This window comes from Sphingomonas sp. ABOLH, from assembly GCF_003951715.1.
Taxonomy (GTDB): Bacteria; Pseudomonadota; Alphaproteobacteria; order Sphingomonadales; family Sphingomonadaceae; genus Sphingomonas; species Sphingomonas hankookensis_A.
The window spans coordinates 16,883-34,672 of record NZ_QQWV01000001.1 but is presented as its reverse complement, the minus strand read 5'-3'; the positions used below and the strand labels follow the sequence as shown (position 1 = coordinate 34,672).

Annotated in this window: 15 protein-coding genes; 14 read left to right on the top strand and 1 reads right to left on the bottom strand. The window is 64.6% G+C overall.

The features are described 5' to 3' along the window. Positions 1–2: 2 nt before the first annotated feature. The 14 genes from nuoF to CA237_RS00090 all read left to right on the top strand — a co-directional run bounded on the left by nuoF (position 3) and on the right by CA237_RS00090 (position 15,249). Positions 3–1,307, top strand: a complete 1,305-nt coding sequence (gene nuoF, locus CA237_RS00155) for an NADH-quinone oxidoreductase subunit NuoF (protein ID WP_066687302.1) — start codon at positions 3–5, stop codon at positions 1,305–1,307. Beyond that, on the top strand, positions 1,304–1,930 hold the full coding sequence (locus tag CA237_RS00150) for a hypothetical protein (protein ID WP_066687304.1): 627 nt from the start codon (positions 1,304–1,306) through the stop codon (positions 1,928–1,930). The genes nuoF and CA237_RS00150 overlap by 4 nt, the downstream gene beginning before the upstream one ends. After that, positions 1,930–3,945, top strand: coding sequence for an NADH-quinone oxidoreductase subunit NuoG (nuoG, locus tag CA237_RS00145; protein WP_066687307.1), 2,016 nt, complete (start codon positions 1,930–1,932; stop codon positions 3,943–3,945). The genes CA237_RS00150 and nuoG overlap by 1 nt, the downstream gene beginning before the upstream one ends. Then, positions 3,942–4,997, top strand: a complete 1,056-nt coding sequence (gene nuoH, locus CA237_RS00140; RefSeq protein ID WP_066687310.1) for an NADH-quinone oxidoreductase subunit NuoH — start codon at positions 3,942–3,944, stop codon at positions 4,995–4,997. Before nuoG ends, nuoH begins: the two co-directional genes overlap by 4 nt. Beyond that, on the top strand, positions 4,994–5,479 hold the full coding sequence (nuoI, locus tag CA237_RS00135; RefSeq protein ID WP_055755909.1) for an NADH-quinone oxidoreductase subunit NuoI: 486 nt from the start codon (positions 4,994–4,996) through the stop codon (positions 5,477–5,479). The genes nuoH and nuoI overlap by 4 nt, the downstream gene beginning before the upstream one ends. Positions 5,480–5,591: 112 nt before the next feature. After that, a complete protein-coding gene (locus tag CA237_RS00130) occupies positions 5,592–6,203 on the top strand; it encodes an NADH-quinone oxidoreductase subunit J (RefSeq protein WP_066687312.1) in 612 nt (203 codons plus the stop codon). Beyond that, entirely contained in the window at positions 6,200–6,505 is a 306-nt protein-coding gene (gene nuoK, locus CA237_RS00125; protein ID WP_055755914.1) for an NADH-quinone oxidoreductase subunit NuoK, read from the top strand. The genes CA237_RS00130 and nuoK overlap by 4 nt, the downstream gene beginning before the upstream one ends. Before the next feature lie 34 nt (positions 6,506–6,539). Further along, positions 6,540–8,648 (top strand): NADH-quinone oxidoreductase subunit L, encoded by a 2,109-nt coding sequence (gene nuoL, locus CA237_RS00120; protein WP_066687314.1) that lies wholly within the window; start codon positions 6,540–6,542, stop codon positions 8,646–8,648. 37 nt (positions 8,649–8,685) lie between these two features. Next, complete coding sequence (locus CA237_RS00115) at positions 8,686–10,251, top strand: NADH-quinone oxidoreductase subunit M (RefSeq protein ID WP_066687316.1); 1,566 nt, start codon at positions 8,686–8,688, stop codon at positions 10,249–10,251. Then, complete coding sequence (gene nuoN / locus CA237_RS00110; protein ID WP_066687318.1) at positions 10,251–11,696, top strand: NADH-quinone oxidoreductase subunit NuoN; 1,446 nt, start codon at positions 10,251–10,253, stop codon at positions 11,694–11,696. Before CA237_RS00115 ends, nuoN begins: the two co-directional genes overlap by 1 nt. After that, positions 11,663–12,394: a biotin--[acetyl-CoA-carboxylase] ligase gene (locus tag CA237_RS00105; RefSeq protein WP_126012222.1), complete on the top strand. Its 732-nt coding sequence runs from the start codon at positions 11,663–11,665 to the stop codon at positions 12,392–12,394. The genes nuoN and CA237_RS00105 overlap by 34 nt, the downstream gene beginning before the upstream one ends. Before the next feature lie 111 nt (positions 12,395–12,505). After that, positions 12,506–13,294 (top strand): type III pantothenate kinase, encoded by a 789-nt coding sequence (locus CA237_RS00100; protein ID WP_066687324.1) that lies wholly within the window; start codon positions 12,506–12,508, stop codon positions 13,292–13,294. Between the two features lie 48 nt (positions 13,295–13,342). Beyond that, on the top strand, positions 13,343–14,983 hold the full coding sequence (locus CA237_RS00095; RefSeq protein WP_066687327.1) for a ribonuclease J: 1,641 nt from the start codon (positions 13,343–13,345) through the stop codon (positions 14,981–14,983). Between the two features lie 5 nt (positions 14,984–14,988). Then, complete coding sequence (locus CA237_RS00090) at positions 14,989–15,249, top strand: DUF1467 family protein (RefSeq protein WP_066687336.1); 261 nt, start codon at positions 14,989–14,991, stop codon at positions 15,247–15,249. 200 nt (positions 15,250–15,449) lie between these two features. On the opposite strand, the gene CA237_RS00085 is transcribed toward CA237_RS00090, so the two are convergent. After that, the gene (locus CA237_RS00085; protein WP_066687340.1) at positions 15,450–17,735 is read right to left on the bottom strand and encodes a hypothetical protein; all 2,286 of its coding nucleotides are present in this window, start codon (positions 17,733–17,735) and stop codon (positions 15,450–15,452) included. Between the last annotated feature and the right edge of the window lie 55 nt (positions 17,736–17,790).

Here is a 17,790-nt window from a genome sequence, read left to right as displayed (position 1 = left end):
GGATGCTGGCCGACAAGGATCGCATCTTCACCAACGTGTACGGGTTCCAGCCGTGGAACCTCGATGCAGCCGTGATGCGCGGCGACTGGGACAATACCAAGGCGCTGTTGCAGCTGGGGCCGGACACGATCATCGATCGGATCAAGGCATCGGGCCTGCGCGGGCGCGGCGGGGCAGGGTTCCCGACCGGCACCAAGTGGTCGTTCATGCCGAAGGCGCCGAAGCCCGACCGGCCGAACTTCCTGGTGATCAATGCCGACGAATCCGAGCCGGGTTCGTGCAAGGATCGCGAGATCATCCGCCACGATCCGCACAAGCTGATCGAAGGCGCGCTGGTCGCCGGTTTCGCGATGCGCGCGCGCGCCGCGTACATCTATATTCGCGGGGAATATATCCGCGAGGCGGAGACGCTGTTCGCCGCGATCGCCGAAGCATATGCCAAGGGGCTGCTGGGCAAGAATGCCTGCGGTTCGGGCTATGACTTTGACGTGTTCGCGCACCGCGGCGCCGGCGCCTATATCTGCGGCGAAGAGACCGCGATGCTCGAAAGCCTAGAGGGCAAGAAGGGTCAGCCGCGCCTGAAGCCGCCATTCCCGGCCGGTGCCGGCCTCTATGGCTGCCCGACGACGGTCAACAATGTCGAGTCGATCGCGGTCGTGCCAACCATCCTGCGTCGCAGCCCGGAATGGTTCGCCAGCTTCGGCGCGGAGAATAACCGTGGCACCAAGCTGTTCCAGATCAGCGGCCATGTGAACAAGCCATGCGTGGTCGAGGAAGCGATGAGCATCCCGTTCCGCGAGCTGATCGAAAAGCATTGCGGCGGCATCCGCGGTGGCTGGGACAATCTGCTGTGCGTCATCCCCGGCGGATCGTCGGTGCCGCTGGTAAAGGCCGAGCATATCATCGACGCGCCGATGGATTTCGACGGGCTGAAGGCGGTCGGATCGGGCCTCGGCACCGCGGCGGTCATCGTCATGGACAAGTCGACCGACGTCGTCCGCGCGATCAGCCGTCTGTCCTATTTCTACAAGCATGAAAGCTGCGGCCAGTGCACGCCGTGCCGCGAAGGCACCGGTTGGATGTGGCGTGTGATGGAGCGGCTGCGCACCGGCGATGCCGATCTGTCGGAAATCGACACGTTGCAGCAGGTGACCAAGCAGGTCGAAGGCCACACCATCTGCGCGCTGGGCGACGCGGCGGCATGGCCGATCCAGGGTCTCATCAAGAACTTCCGCCCCGAACTCGAACGGCGGATCAACGAAAAGCGCGGCGGTGGCGTGCATCCGATGCGGGAAGCTGCGGAATGATCGCGCTCTCGGTCATGGCGGCAGCGGTGCTGGCGGCGCAAGCCGACGGCCCATCCAGCTTCAAGGGATCGCGCAGGGACGCAGAACTCGCCATGACCGAGTTCGCGATGTGTGAGGTGCGTTCGCCGAAGGGGCGGGCGGCGGCGCTCGCCTATGGGCGCGAGGTGCCGGGTACGCCGTCGACCTATCGCGACCGGCTAGTCAAGTCGCTCTGTGCGCCCTCGGGCACGTCGATGTCTTTCAATCCTGAACTGTTCCGCATGACCATATATCCGGCGCTCTACGCGAAGGATTTCGGTAAGGCGGCGCCTGCGGTCAATGTCGCGCTGCTTCCAACCGACTACGCGGCCGAGTTCGACAGCACGCCCGATACGGCGACAGTGGAGGTTCGACGGTTGGGTGATTGCGTCGTGAAGCGCGATGTCGCCGCCGCGCGCGAGTTCGTGCTGAGCAAGCCCTATTCCAGGGCTGAGGACGCGGCGCTCGCGACGATTCGCCCGGCGCTTGCCGCGTGTCTGCCCGCAGGCCAGTCAGTTCGCCTGTCGCGCAGCGTCGCGCATGGCGCGATAGGCGAAGCGCTCTACAAATTAACGGCCGCATCCGCGGCGACGAAGGCCAGCTAATGCCCAAGGTAAAAGTAGACGGGATCGAGGTCGAGGTGCCGCAGGGTGCCACGGTCCTCCAGGCGTGCGAAGCGGCGGGCAAGGAAATCCCGCGCTTCTGCTATCACGAGCGGCTGTCGATCGCCGGCAATTGCCGGATGTGTCTGGTCGAGGTGAAGCCGGGACCGCCCAAGCCGCAGGCATCGTGCGCGCTGCCGGCCGCCGACAATCAGGAAATCCGTACCGACAGCGCGATGGTGAAGGCCGCGCGCGAAGGCGTGATGGAGTTTCTGCTGATCAATCACCCGCTCGACTGCCCGATCTGCGATCAGGGTGGCGAATGCGACCTGCAGGACCAGTCGGTCGCCTATGGTCGCGGCACGTCGCGCTATGACGAGAACAAGCGTGCCGTCACCGAGAAGTACATGGGTCCGATCGTCAAGACGGTCATGACCCGCTGCATCCAGTGCACGCGCTGCATCCGTTTTGCGGAAGAAGTTGCAGGCGTAGAGGAAATCGGCGCGATCTATCGCGGCGAGAACATGCAGATCACCTCGTACCTTGAACAGGCGGTGACGAGCGAGCTGTCGGGCAATGTCGTCGACCTGTGTCCGGTCGGTGCGCTGACGTCGAAGCCCTATGCGTTCGAAGCGCGTCCTTGGGAGCTGAAGAAGACGCTCGCCATCGACGTGATGGACGCGGTCGGCACCAACATCCGCCTCGACAGCCGGGGTCGGCAGGTGCTGCGCTGCGTACCGCGCATCAATGAAGATGTGAACGAGGAATGGGCGCACGACAAGACGCGCCACGCCGTCGACGGTCTGGTCCGTCGCCGCCTCGACAAGCCTTTCGTGCGCAAGGACGGCAAGCTGGTCGCTGCCGAATGGGACGAAGCGTTCGCGGCGATCGCGGCGGTGAACGCCGGTTCGTCGGTCGCGGCGATCGCAGGTGACCTGCTCGATTGCGAGACCATGTTCGCCGCCAAGGCGCTGGTGAACGCGCTCGGGTCGTCGCTGCTCGAAGGGCGGCAGACGGGCATGGCCTATGACGTCACCAATCTCGGCGCGGTCGCGTTCAACACGACCATCGCCGGGATCGAGGACGCCGATGCGATCCTGCTGGTCGGCAGCGACCTGCGCCACGAAGCGCCGCTGATCAACACCCGCGTCCGCAAGGCGATCAAGAAGGGCGCGCGCATTTTTGCGATTGGGCCGGAAACCGACCTGACCTATAAGGTCGAATGGCTGGGTGACGATCTCGGCCTACTGAACGGCCTGCCCGATCGTGCGGCCGAAGCGCTCGACGCGGCCAAGCGGCCGGCGGTGATCGTCGGTCCGGGTGCGCTGAAGGCCGGCCATGGCGCCGCATTGAAGCTGGCACGCGACGGCAACCTGGTCCGTACGCTGGAGGACGGGACGAGCTGGAACGGCTTCAACGTGGTCCATACTGCGGCTGCTCGCATGGGCGCGCTGATGCTGGGCTATGCGCAGGCAGGCGGCATCGCCGATATCGTCGCGGCGAACCCGAAGCTGGTGTTCTTCCTCGGCGCGGACGAGGTCGATTTCGGTCAGTTCGCCGGTGCCACCAAGGTTTATGTCGGCCATCATGGCGACAAGGGCGCGGCGGCGGCGGACATCGTCCTGCCGGGTGCTAGCTATGCCGAGAAGGTCGGGACCTACGTCAACCTTGAAGGGCGCGTGCAGCGCGGCGACCGTGCGGTGTTCCCGCCGGGCGATGCGCGAGAGGATTGGACGATCTTCCGTGCGCTGGGCGAAGTGCTTGGCGTGACGCTGCCGTTCGACGATTTCGCCGGTGTCCGCCGCGCAATGACGGCGGCGGTGCCGGAACTGGGCCAGGAAGGTCTGGTACGTTACGACTGGAACCCGCCGGCACTCGACGCTAAGGGCGAGGGCAAGGTGACCTATCCGGTCGCCGACTTCTACCTGACCAACGCGATCTGCCGGGCCAGCCCGACGATGCAGCGTTGTTCGGCCGAACTTGTCCATGGCCAGGATTTCGCGGAGGCCGCCGAGTGACCTCGTTCTTCGAAACTACCGTCGGTCTGCCCTATGGCTGGGCATGGACCGTCGCCACGCTGGTCGGCATCCTCGTGATCGCGCTGCCGCTGATGCTGGCGGTGGCGATGATCATTTATGTCGACCGCAAGGTCTGGGCGGCAATGGCGCTGCGCCGTGGTCCGAACGTCGTCGGTCCGCTGGGCCTGCTGCAGTCGTTCGCCGACGGTCTGAAGGTGTTCCTGCAAGAAACGATCGTGCCGTCGTCGGCCAATCGCGGCCTGTTCCTGCTGGCGCCGATCATCACCTTTACCGTCGCTCTGATCGTCTGGGCGGTCATTCCGTTCGACGTCGGCGTGGTGGTGGCGGACATCAATGTCGGCCTGCTCTACATCCTTGCGGCATCGTCGCTGGGTGTATACGGCGTCATCATCTCGGGCTGGGCGTCGAACTCCAAATACCCGTTCTATTCCGCGCTTCGTGCCGCCGCGCAGATGGTGTCGTACGAAGTCGCGATCGGGTTCGTGCTGATCTCGGTCGTGCTGTGGGCCGGGTCGTTCAACCTAACGACGATCGTGCTTGAACAGCGTGCCCATATCTTCGGCTTCATCAACGGCTTCGGCTTCAACCCGCTGCTGTTCCCGATGGCGGTGGTGTTCCTGATCTCGTCGCTCGCCGAAACCGCGCGTGCGCCGTTCGATCTGACCGAAGCGGAATCGGAACTGGTCGCGGGCTATCAGACCGAATATTCGTCGATGGCGTTCGCGCTGTTCTGGCTGGGCGAATATGCCAACGTCATTCTGATGTGCGCGCTCAATGCGTTGCTGTTCTGGGGCGGGTGGCTGCCGCCGCTTGAGATCGGCTTCCTCTACTGGGTGCCGGGTATCATCTGGTTCCTGGGCAAGACCTTCTTCTTCTTCTTCGTGTTCAGCTGGGTCAAGGCGACGGTGCCACGCTACCGTTATGACCAGCTGATGCGGCTGGGCTGGAAGATTTTCCTGCCACTGTCGCTGACCTTCGTCTTCCTCATCTCGGGCTGGCTCATGTTCCAGCGCGTGGGAGTGCCCGCATGAGTATCGCCCAGACCATCCGATCGTTCACCCTCTGGGAGTTCGTGAAGGCCCATGCGCTGACGCTGCGGTACTTCTTCAAGCCCAAGGCGACGATCAACTACCCGTATGAAAAGAACCCGCTGAGCCCGCGCTTCCGCGGCGAGCATGCGCTGCGCCGCTATCCCAATGGGGAAGAGCGCTGCATCGCTTGCAAGCTGTGCGAAGCGGTGTGTCCGGCGCTGGCGATCACGATCGAGGCCGAACCGCGCGAGGACGGCAGCCGCCGCACGACGCGCTACGACATCGATATGACCAAGTGCATCTATTGCGGCCTGTGCCAGGAAGCCTGCCCGGTCGATGCGATCGTCGAGGGTCCGAATTTCGAATTCGCCACCGAAACCCGCGAAGAGCTGATCTATCACAAGGACAAGCTGCTCGCGAACGGTGACCGCTGGGAACGCGCGATTGCCGCGAACCTTGCGAGCGACGCGCCCTACCGGTAATGGCGCGCATGTTCCGTACCGGCGGGGGCGAAACGGTTCGCTTCGCCGGCCATTCGATTAGCGTTTCGTCCCGCACATCCGCGCGGGGCGGGCAGGGGGAAGAGCAGCGCTCGTGATCCAGACACTCGCCTTCTATCTGTTCGCCACGATCGTGGTGGCATCGGCTGCGTTGACGATCACGTCGCGCAATCCGGTCCATTCGGTGCTGTGGCTGATCCTCGCCTTCTTCAACGCGGCCGGCCTGATGGTGCTGTGCGGCGCCGAATTCATCGCGATGCTGCTGGTCATCGTCTATGTCGGCGCGGTCGCGGTGCTGTTCCTGTTCGTGGTCATGATGCTCGACATCGACTTCACCGAACTGCGCGCCGGTTTCGTCCGCTATCTGCCTGCCGGTCTGGCCTTGGCGGTGCTGCTCGCGGTCGAACTGGTTGTCGGTGCCTATGCCTGGACCGCTGCCCGGATCGATCTGGCCAAGCGGATCGCGCCGACCGACGTTGCGATCCCGAATATTGAGGCGATCGGGCAGCTGCTCTATTCGCGCTACCTGTATGTCTTCGAAGGTGTCGGGCTGGTGCTGCTGGTCGCGATGATCGGTGCGATCGTGCTGACGCAGCGTAAGCGTGCGGATGCCAAGGCGCAGAACATCAACCGCCAGATCAACCGTCGCGCCAAGGATGCGATCCGTAACGTCAATCAGCCCATCGGGCAGGGGGTCGAGCTGTGATCGGTCTTACCCATTATCTGGTCGTTGCGGCGATCCTGTTCACGCTGGGTGTGCTCGGCATCTTCCTCAATCGGAAGAACCTGATCGTCATCCTGATGTCGATCGAACTGATCCTGCTGGCGGTGAACATCAATTTCGTGGCCTTCTCGGCGCAGCTAGGTGACCTGGTGGGTCAGATCTTCGCGATGTTTGTCCTCGCGGTCGCCGCCGGCGAAAGCGCGATCGGGCTGGCCATCATGGTCATCTATTTCCGTGGTCGCGGTTCCATCGCGGTCGACGACGTCAACCGGATGAAGGGGTGATGCCGGTGGCTTTTCGGGTTTCGGGGGTGCTTTCGTGAGCGCCATCCATATCGTCGTGTTCCTGCCACTGCTGGCGTCGATCGTCGCGGGGCTGTCGAACCGCGCGTTCGGCATCGCGGTGCCGAAGATCATCACCACCGCCGGCCTGCTCGTCGCGGCAGCGCTGTCGTGGTCGATCTTCATTCCGTTCCTGACCGGTGCAGCGCAGGCGAATGTGGCGCCGGTGTCGACCTGGATCCTTTCGGGCGGCATGGACATCGCCTGGGAATTGCGGGTCGATGCGCTGACCGCGGTCATGCTGGTCGTCATCACCAGCGTATCGGCGCTCGTCCACCTCTATAGCTGGGGCTATATGAGCGAGGACCCGGACCAGCCGCGTTTTTTCGCCTATCTGTCGCTGTTCACCTTCGCGATGCTGATGCTCGTGACCGCGAACAATCTGGTGCAGATGTTCTTCGGTTGGGAAGGCGTCGGTCTGGCGTCGTACCTGCTGATCGGTTTCTGGTTCCGCAAGCCGTCGGCCAATGCCGCCGCGATCAAGGCGTTCGTGGTCAACCGCGTGGGCGACCTTGGCTTCATGCTCGGCATCTTCGGCACCTATCTGGTGTTCGGCACCATCTCGATCCCGGCGATCCTCGAAGCCGCGCCGTCGATGGCCGGCTCGACCATCGGCTTCCTGTGGTTCCGTGCCGACACGATGACGGTGCTGTGCCTGCTGCTGTTCGTCGGCGCGATGGGCAAGTCGGCGCAGCTTGGCCTCCACACTTGGTTGCCGGACGCGATGGAAGGCCCGACCCCGGTGTCGGCGCTGATTCACGCCGCGACGATGGTCACCGCCGGCGTCTTCATGGTGTGCCGCTTGTCGCCGATGTTCGAAACCTCGCCGACTGCGTTGGCTGTGGTCACGGCTGTCGGTGCGGCTACGTGCCTGTTCGCGGCGACGATCGGCCTCGTGCAGACCGATATCAAACGGGTTATCGCCTATTCGACCTGTTCGCAGCTGGGCTATATGTTCTTTGCGGCCGGTGTCGGCGCATACGGCGCGGCGATGTTCCACCTGTTCACCCACGCCTTCTTCAAAGCGCTGCTGTTCCTTGGTGCCGGTTCGGTCATCCATGCGATGCACCATGAACAGGACATGCGCTTCTATGGCGGCCTGCGGAAGCACATTCCGCTGACCTTCTGGGCAATGATGGCGGGTACGCTGGCGATCACCGGGGTCGGAATCTACGGCGTGGGTGGCTTTGCCGGCTATCATTCGAAGGATGCGATCCTCGAAGCGGCTTGGGCGTCGGGCCCGAACGGCTATGGCGCGTTCTATGTCGGGACGTTCGCCGCGCTGCTGACCAGCTTCTATTCGTGGCGGCTGATGTTCCTGACCTTCTTCGGCGCGCCGCGCTGGGCCGGGTCAGAGCATATTCAGCATGCGGTGCATGATGCGCATGGTCACAGCGATCATCACGAGACGCATGGTCACGGGCATGACGATGGCAGCCACCCGGCGCCGCCCGCGGCCGAGGATTCAGGCCATGCCCCGTCGACGCACGACGCGCATGCGAGCGACGTCGTCGAAGGCACTGCCGGCTATCACCCGCATGAGAGCCCGATCGTCATGCTGATCCCGCTGATCGTGCTGACGGTCGGCGCGGTCGCCGCCGGCTACGTCTTCCATCATTGGTTCATCGAGCCGGAGGCGGGCGAGACGTTCTGGAAGGGCAGCCTGTTCTTCAACGAACATCTGATGCACGCGATGCACGAGGTGCCGCTGCTGGTGAAGCTGGCCGCGACGATCGTGATGCTGATCGGCCTAGTGAGCGCGCTCTACGTCTATATCATCCGGCCGGGTACGGCGGCGGCGATCGCGGATACCTTCCGCGTGCTGCACCGCTTCCTGCTTCGGAAATGGTATTTCGACGAGCTGTATCACCTGCTCTTCGTTCGCCCGGCCTTCGCGCTCGGTCGCTTCTTCTGGAAGCGTGGTGACGAACAGACGATCAACCGCTTCGGTCCGGACGGATCGGCTACGCTGGTCGGACTGTCGAGCCGCGTCGCGGTCAAAATGCAGACCGGCTATCTCTACACCTATGCCTTCGTCATGCTGATCGGCCTGACGGCGGCGGTTACCTGGGCGATCGCGTCGTGATGCGCGGTTTCAAGCAAATGGTTCGGGGGAATAACTCGTGAACGGCTTCCCGATCCTGTCGGTGATGCTGCTGGTACCGGCGGTCGCAGCGATGGTGTGCCTGTTCGTATCGGCGAATGGGGCGCGCTGGACGGCGCTGATCGCCACGCTGGTCAATCTTGCGCTGGGCGTTCTGCTCTGGGCGAACTACGATATCGGCGGCGCGCAGTGGCAGTTCGTCGAGGCGCCGGCGATGGGCGATTTCGGCGTGTTCCGCTACGCGCTCGGCATCGACGGCTTCGCGCTGATGCTCATCATGCTCAGCGTGTTCCTGATGCCGATCTGCATCGGGGCATCGTGGAAGTCGGTGACCAACCGAGTGCCCGAATATATGGCGCTGTTCCTGACCGTCGAAGTGCTGATGATCGGCACCTTCGCGGCACAGGACCTGCTGCTGTTCTACGTCTTCTTCGAAGCCGGTCTGATCCCGATGTACCTCATCATCGGCATCTGGGGCGGGGCGAACCGCATCTATGCGTCGTACAAGTTCTTCCTGTACACGCTGCTCGGCTCGCTGCTCATGCTGATCGCGATGATCTACATGATCCAGACGGCAGGGACGTCGGATATCCCGACGCTGATGGCCTATGACTTCCCGGCACATGTCCAGACATGGCTGTGGCTGGCGTTCTTTGCCTCGTTCGCGGTCAAGATGCCGATGTGGCCGGTCCATACCTGGTTGCCCGACGCGCACGTGCAGGCGCCGACCGCGGGTTCGGTGATCCTGGCGGGCGTGCTGCTGAAGCTCGGCGGCTATGGCTTCCTGCGCTTCTCCATCCCCATGTTCCCGGAGGCATCGGGTCAGCTGACCTGGCTGATCCTGACGCTGTCGGCGGTGGCGGTTGTCTACACCTCGCTCGTCGCGCTGGTGCAGTCGGACATGAAGAAGCTGATCGCCTATTCGTCGGTTGCACACATGGCGATCGTGACGATCGGCCTGTTCGCCTTCAACCAGCAGGGCATCGAAGGCGCGATGATCGTGATGCTCAGCCACGGGCTGGTGTCGGGCGCGCTCTTCCTGTGCGTCGGCATCATCTATGACCGGCTGCATACCCGCGAGATCGCTCGGTACGGCGGTCTGGCGATCAACATGCCGCGCTATGCTGTGTTCTTCCTGCTGTTCACCATGGCGTCGATCGGTCTGCCGGGCACGTCGGGTTTCGTCGGCGAGTTCCTGAGCCTTGCCGGCACCTATCAGGTGTCGACCTGGGCGGCGCTGATCTGCACCACCGGCATCATCCTCGGTGCGGCCTATTCGCTATATCTATATCGGCGGATCGCGCTGGGCGATCTGGTGCATGACGATGTGAAGGCGATGCCGGACGTATCGATGCGCGAACTGGCGCTGCTGGCGCCGATCGCCGCGGTGGTGCTCTGGATGGGTGTCTATCCGGAGAGCTTCATGGCGCCGATGCGCAAGGATGTCGGCCTTCTGGTCGCCCGGATCGAGCGCGCGACGCCGCCATCGGATTCACGGCCGACCCCGGGTAATCCGGCGGCAGCAGCGGCGAAGGCCGCGGAACATGGAACGGGCGCGGCAGCGGCGCACGGGGAAACGCACTGATGAGCTACGCCGAACAACTTTCGATGACGCTGCCCGAACTGGTGCTGGCGGTCGGGGCGATCGTCCTGATGCTGGTATCGGCTTGGGGCAAGCAGGCGGCGGCGCGCGGCGTCAGTATCGCGGCGGTCTTCGTGCTGGCCGGCGCGGGCGTTGCGCTGATCGGCAACGGATCGTCGGGCGGGACGGCGTTCGGCGGCATGTATCGTGCCGACGCGTTCGCCGCCTTTGCCAAGGTGCTGATCTATATCGCATCGGCGGTGGCGATCATCATTGCGCCGCGCTTTTTCGAACGGACCAGCGGCGACGACCTGAAGCCCGAATATCCGGTGCTGATCCTGTTGTCGGCCTGCGGCATGGGCATGATGGTGTCGGCGTCCGACCTGTTGCTGCTCTATGTCGGTCTCGAGTTGCAGAGCCTTGCGGCGTACGTCCTCGCCAGCTTCATGCGGCGCGACACGCGTTCGGCCGAAGCGGGCCTGAAATATTTCGTGCTGGGTGCGCTGGCGTCGGGCATCCTGCTGTACGGCATCAGCCTGGTCTATGGCTTTGCCGGCACTACCCTGTTCGACGATATTGCGATTGCCTATGCCGGCCCGCGCAACATGGGCTTGCTGTTCGGGCTGGTGTTCGTGTTCGCCGGGCTTGCGTTCAAGCTCGCCGCCGTGCCGTTCCACATGTGGACGCCGGACGTTTATGAAGGCGCGCCGACGCCGGTGACCGCCTTCTTCGCCTCGGCGCCGAAGGTTGCGGCGATGGCCATGGCGCTACGCGTGGCGGTCGAGGCGATGGGCCCGGCGGTCCTCGAATGGCGCCAGATCGTGATCTTTGCGGCGCTCGCTTCGATCATTCTCGGTGCGGTCGGTGCGATCGGGCAGAGGAACATCAAGCGGCTGCTCGCTTATTCTTCGATCAACAATGTCGGCTTCGCGCTTATCGGCCTCGCCGCCGGATCGGCGCAGGGTGTCGCGGGCGTGCTGTTCTACCTCGCCGTCTATATCGTGATGACGCTGGGGTCGTTCCTGATCGTCCTGCAGATGCGCGACGAGAACGGCCAGCCGGTCGAGACGGTTGCCAGCCTGGCAGGCCTGTCGCGGACGCGGCCGGCACTGGCGTTCGCGCTGATGATCTTTATGTTCTCGCTCGCCGGCATCCCGCCGCTGTTCGGTTTCTGGGCGAAGTACGCGGTGTTCGAAGCCGCGGTGCAGGCAGGCCTGTTGTCGCTGGCGGTGATCGGTATCGCCGCATCGACCATCGGTGCCTTCTATTACCTGCGCGTCGTCAAGACGATGTATTTTGACGAACCGGCCCCGGCCTTCGGACGTGAGCCGGCGCTGGTCGAAGGTGGCCTGACCCTGGCGGCGGCGATCGTGATTTCGCCGGTCAGCCTGTTCCTGATCGCGCCCTTGTCGGCATGGTCGCTGGCCGCGGCGCGGGCGCTGTTCTGACGGTTCGCGTTATCGGCGAGACGGGGTCGACCAACGCCGACCTCCTTGCCGCATCGCAGGCCGGTGCCGCGGAAGGCATTTGGTTGCGGGCGGAACGCCAGAATGCCGGGCGGGGACGGGTCGGGCGTCCCTGGTCGGATGGTGCGGGCAATTTGTTTGCCAGCACGATCGTGCGGCTGGCGCCCGGCGATCCGCCGGCACCAACGCTGACGCTCGTTGCGGCGATTGCGCTGGCGGAGGCGGTGGCAGCGGTCGCGCCCGGGCTGGCAACGATCAAATGGCCGAACGACTTGTTGATCGGCGGCGCGAAGTTGTCAGGTATTCTGCTGGAACGCGGCGACGGTAACGCCGTCGTGATCGGATTCGGGGTTAATCTGGCGAGCCACCCGCATCTGACCGATCGCCCGACGACGAGCTTGTTGGAGCATGGCGTAGCCGCCGACCCCGCGATGTTGCTCGACCTGTTGCGCGATCGTTTTGCAGTTTGGCTGGACCTGTGGCGCGGTCATGCGATGACCATGATCCGCGACGCGTGGGAAGCATCCGCCCATCCCCGCGGCACTCCGCTCCGGGTCCGTCTGCCGGACGGTGGCGAGCGGCAGGGACGGTTCGATGGGCTGGATTCCGATGGCGCGCTTCGCCTGTTGGATGGCGATGGCGTGGTAATCCTGGTCCACGCGGGTGACGTCTTTGCTTGAACGAGGCTGCCTGGCCCTGCGGCGTCAGCTTCGACGGCAGAGCTTGTCGTCGGTCGGCGGACCCTCTACCGCGGGACGAAGCGTGCCGTGCGGGCATGGCGGGGAAATTCGATGCTGCTAGCGATCGACGCCGGCAATACCAATATCGTGTTTGCGCTGGTCGATGGCGATGCGATCGTCGCACGCTGGCGCATCGCGACCGATCCCCGCCGTACGGCCGATGAATATGCGGTATGGCTCAGCCAGTTGCTGGCGCTCGACGGCCGCGACCGTTCGGTCGTGACCGGCGTCATCATCGGCACTGTCGTCCCGCGCGCACTCCACAATCTCGAAGTGCTGGCGATCAAATATTTCGGGGTCGAGGCAGCGGTGGCAGGACGCGGCGCGGCGGCATACGGCATCGCGCTCGACGTCGAGGAACCGCATGCGGTCGGCGCGGATCGTGCGTTGAACGCAATCGCGGCGCACGCGGCGCATCCCGGTGACCTGATCGTCGTGGATTTCGGCACGGCGGCTACGTTCGATGTCGTCGATTATTCGGGCGCCTATAAGGGCGGCATCATCGCGCCGGGAATCAACCTATCGCTCGACGCGCTGGTGACGGCGGCGGCGAAACTGCCGCGCATCGCGATCGAGGCACCGGTGTCGACAAGCGTCATCGGCCGCAACACCGCCGATCAGATGCATATCGGCATCTATTGGGGCTATATCGCGATGATCGAGGGGCTGGTCGCGCGGATGAAGGCGGAAATCGGCCGCCCGGTCCGCGTGATCGCCACGGGCGGTCTGGCGATCCTTTTCGAGAAACATACGCAGGTGTTCGACCATGTCGAACAGGACCTGACCATCACGGGACTGGCGATGCTGTGGCGCCGCACCCATATCACTACAGCACCATAACGAAGCAAACCGAACCCGCGAATGGGCGCGGGCATTGAAAGAAATTGAGTGACACCAAAGAAAGAACTGCTCTTCGTCGCGCTCGGCGGATCGGGCGAAATCGGCATGAACGTCAACCTGTACGGCACCGCCGGCAAGTGGCTGATGATCGATTGCGGCGTGACCTTTGCCGACCCGGCCTATCCGGGCATCGACGTGATGCTGCCCGACCTCCAGTTCATCGAGGAACGCGGCGACCAGTTGCTCGGCATCGTCATCACCCACGGGCATGAGGACCATATCGGCGCGCTGCCCTATCTAGCCGCCGATCTGGGCGTGCCGATCTATGCGACGCCGTTCACCGCCGGGCTGATCCGGGGCAAGCTGGACGAAGAAGGCATTGCCGACCGGGTGAAGCTGAAGATCGTGCACCTGGGCGGCAACGTGAACGTCGGGCCGTTCGGCGTGAAGTTCGTGCCGATGGCGCATTCGATCCCCGAATCGACCTCGCTGGTCATTTCCACGCCGCATGGGAATGTTTTTCATTCGGGTGATTGGAAGCTGGATGCGCAACCGATGGTCGCGACCCCCGCGACGCCGGAAGAGCTTACCGCGATCGGGGACGAGGGCATTCTCGCGCTCGTTTGCGATTCGACCAACGTCTTCAATACCGAAGCGTCAGGTTCGGAAGCGGACGTCCGAAAGGGGTTGTTCAAGCAGATCTCGTCGGCGCAGGGGCGGCGGGTGATGGTCACCAGCTTCGCGTCGAACGCGGCGCGATTGCACACGCTGGGCGAAGTGGCGCGCGATACCAACCGCAAGGTCTGCGTGGCGGGCCGTTCGCTCGACCGAATCCTGAAGGTCGCGAAGGCCACCGGTTATCTGAAGGATTTCCCGCAGACGGTCGATTTTGACACCGCGATGCGGCTGCCGCGCGATCAGGTGCTGATCATCGCAACCGGTGGACAGGGCGAGCAGCGTGCCGCGCTGGCACGCATTGCGAACCGCGAACATCAGCTGAGCCTCGAAGCCGGCGACCGGGTCATCTTCTCGTCGAAGCAGATTCCGGGCAACGAAGTCGCGATCGGCCGAATCCAGAACCAGCTGGCCGCGGCCGGGATCGAGATGATCACCGACCGGCAGGCGCATGTGCACGTGTCGGGCCATCCGGGCCGACCGGAACTGGCCAAGCTCTATGGCTGGCTGCGGCCCAAGGTGCTGATGCCGGTGCATGGCGAAATGCGGCACCTGATGGAACATGCCCGGTTCGGCCTGTCGCAAGGGATCAAGCAGACGCTGGTCCAGACCAATGGCGACATCGTGCGCCTGGCCCCGGGCAATCCGGTCAAGGTCGGCAACGCGGTCGTCGGGCGTCTGGCGCTGGATGGCGACGTCATCCTGCCCGCCGACGGCACGACGATCAACGAACGGCGCAAGCTGGCGGCCTATGGCCACATGTCGGTGGCGGTGGCGGTCGACCGGCGCGGGCAATTGATCGGCGAACCGCAGATCCGCGTGCAGGGCGTGCCGGTCGAGGAAGATCGCGAACCCTTTCTCGAGGAAGCGGTCGATGCCGCGGTGGAGGCTGTCGCGTCGAAGGGGCGCGAGCGGTCCAAGCTGCCCGAGGCGATCCGTCTGGCGGTTCGCCGCGTCGCGACGCGCTGGACGGGCAAGAAGCCGGTCGTCGACGTCCTCATCATCCCGGCCTGACCGACATGGCATGGCAGTCGGCGCTGGCGATCTACCTGCTCTTCTGGGTGTTCGCCATGTTCCTGGTCCTGCCGTTCGGGGTTCGCACGACGCATGAAGCGGGCGAACCCCCGGTGCCGGGACAGGCCGACAGCGCGCCGGCGGGGTTCAGTTTCGGGCGGATGGCGTGGCGGACGACCATCGTCGCGACCGTGCTGTTCGCGATCTTCTATCTGAACTTCGTGTTCGGATGGGTGACGGCGGATATGCTGGATTTCTATCGCTGAGGGCGGCTTTTGAGCGTAGCGTGTCATCCGCGCTCGTTTGTATGAACCCTTCAGCCGTTTGCTTCGGGCGCAGGTTCGAGCTTGTCGAGAACCGTAGTCGAGAAGGGGTTGCCCCAAACTACGGCGTTCTCGACAAACGCTTCTCGACAGGCTCGAAGCTGCTCGAACTGAACGGTGGTGATTGGTGATGAGCCTGAGCCTCAGCTCCGCAACCGCTCGATCGCCTGCGCCAGCACCACGTAGAGCTTGCCCATATCCGACGACAGCAAGGTCACACCCATCGGCGATCCGTCGCGAAGGGTCAGGATGTGGCGCAGCATCGCTTCGAAATCATGGATGTAGCGGTTCACCTGATCGCGGAAGCCGTCGTCCTGATCGTACAGCGACGCGATCTCACGCGCCTGCGCGCTGTCGATCAGGCGGACCGCGCGGCGGGTGAAGACCCCTCGGTCACCCTTGAGGTAGGCGGCCCATGCCGTGTCCGACACATCGGTCGACAGCGAACGGGCAATGTCGATCGCGGCGGAGTTCATCGCTTCGATCAGCAACGACACCCGGCGCGAGAATTGATCGCTGTCCGCCGCTTCGCGCTCGGCACGGGCAGCGGCGATGCGTTCGTCCAACTGCTTGCTGGTATCCGCGATGTCGAGCATCTGCCGCGACAGCCGTTCGGACGCCTCGATCGCCGAAGCAACCGCATGGTTCGCGATGGTCGAAAGCTCGGCCACCTGCGCGGTCACGGCATTGTCGACGGCATTCGCGAGCGCGCGGGCGCCCTGTGTCTCCAGATCGCGGGCGGCGTCAGGCAAGACCTTGGCCAGCGTATCGCGCGCCTGTTGACTGGCCGCTTCGGCGGTGTCGCGGATGCGCAGCATCGCCTCCGACAGGCGGGGCGCGGCGTCCTCTGCAAAGCGGACGGTCGTCGCGATGGTATCGTCAACGATGGTGCGGACGCCCTCGATCCGCTCCGCGCCCCGGTCGAGCGTGTCGAGCAGCGACTGCTGCACGGTCGACAGCGTGTCGCGCTGCATCGCCACCACGCCGGCAATCGCCTCGATGGCGTCATGGGTGCTCTCGGCGGCGGTGACGAGGGCCAGCAATTCAGGCTTCGACCCGGCAACCACTGCGCGGCTGTCGGCGATCCGGGCGTCGAGCCGGTCGAGCGCCCCCGGCAGGGTCTCGTCCATTTCGCGCGCGGCGGCGTCGAGTGCGGTCAGCACCTCTTCCGCCGTGGCGATCACCCGGCGGGCGGTGTCGTCGCCATTGGCCAGCGCTTCCGCCAACGCATCGGCGACCTGGGTCAGCGCGCCGACCGATCCGGCAACCGCCTGCGCACGTTCGACGCCGGTCGTGCGCAGCACGTCGAACCGTTCGTCGACACCCGACAGGCCGTCATTGAGCAGAGTGAGCAATGCCTCGCTGTCCCGGCGGCGATCGTCCAGCTGGGCGGCAAGGCTGCGGATCGAACCGTCGATCTGGGCGACGCGGGTGGCGAGTTGCTCGGCGCCTTCGCGGCCGGCGCGTTCGATCGCCGAACCGTTCGCCTCGATCATCGCGATGGTCGCGTCGCCCTGCGCGGTGATCGCCTTGCGCGATTCGTCGATGGCGGCGGCAGCACGGTCGAGCACCGCATCGATCGCGCCGGACATGGTGGCGATGACGCTTTCCAGACGGGCACCGGCGCTTTCGCTGGTCGCCTCCATCCGGTTCATGTGCGCGGCAAGGCGTTGGGCAGCGCCCCCGGCAAGCTCGTCCGCTTCGCGCGACTGCTGGGCCACGTTCGCGAGCTGCGCGTCGAGCGCGGCGACCCGTTCGCTGGCGGTCAGGCCGGTCGCGTCGAGCAGCGCGGCCAGTTCCGCCGTTTCCGAATGCGCCCGCGGCAGGGTGGCGAGGACGGTGGCCAGACGCTGTTCGGTGGTCTGGCTCATGCGGTCGAGTGTCGCGGTCGTTTCGCCGATCGCCGCGATCTGTTCGCGCATATCGGCGCTGATGCCGCGCAGCCGGCCGGTGGCGGCATCGCCCAGCATCATCAGTGACGCACTCTGCTCGACCACCTCCGCGCGCGATTCGGCGAGGGTTCGGCGGACCGATTCCAGCACCTGTTCGAGTGCAAAGGCTTCGGCGCGCATCGACTGCGCGGTCGCGGCGAAGCGACGGGCTTCGCTGCGGCTGTTGCGGCGTAGCAGCAGCCAGCCGATACCGACCAGCATCGGCGGCACGCATAGCGCAGCGATGAACGACGCCATGCCGATCGGCCCGAGCGCGGGGAGGGAGGGGGCGCTCCATGCCAGCATGCCGCCGATCCATGCGACCACGACCAGTCCGGCAATCGAAGGGCCGATCCAGTTGCGTCGGATCGGTTCGGCATCCGGAAACGCCTCTGCCAGCCAATGTTGAGTGTCGTCGGTCACGGCATGCGGTGCCGTGAACCCGTCGTCGGCGTCGTGGCGATGCTGTTGCAGCCCGTTGTTCGAACCCCCGTTCATGGCCTGCGTCTAACACGATCGAGGGGGCAGCGACAGCCGGGTAAGAATCCATTAA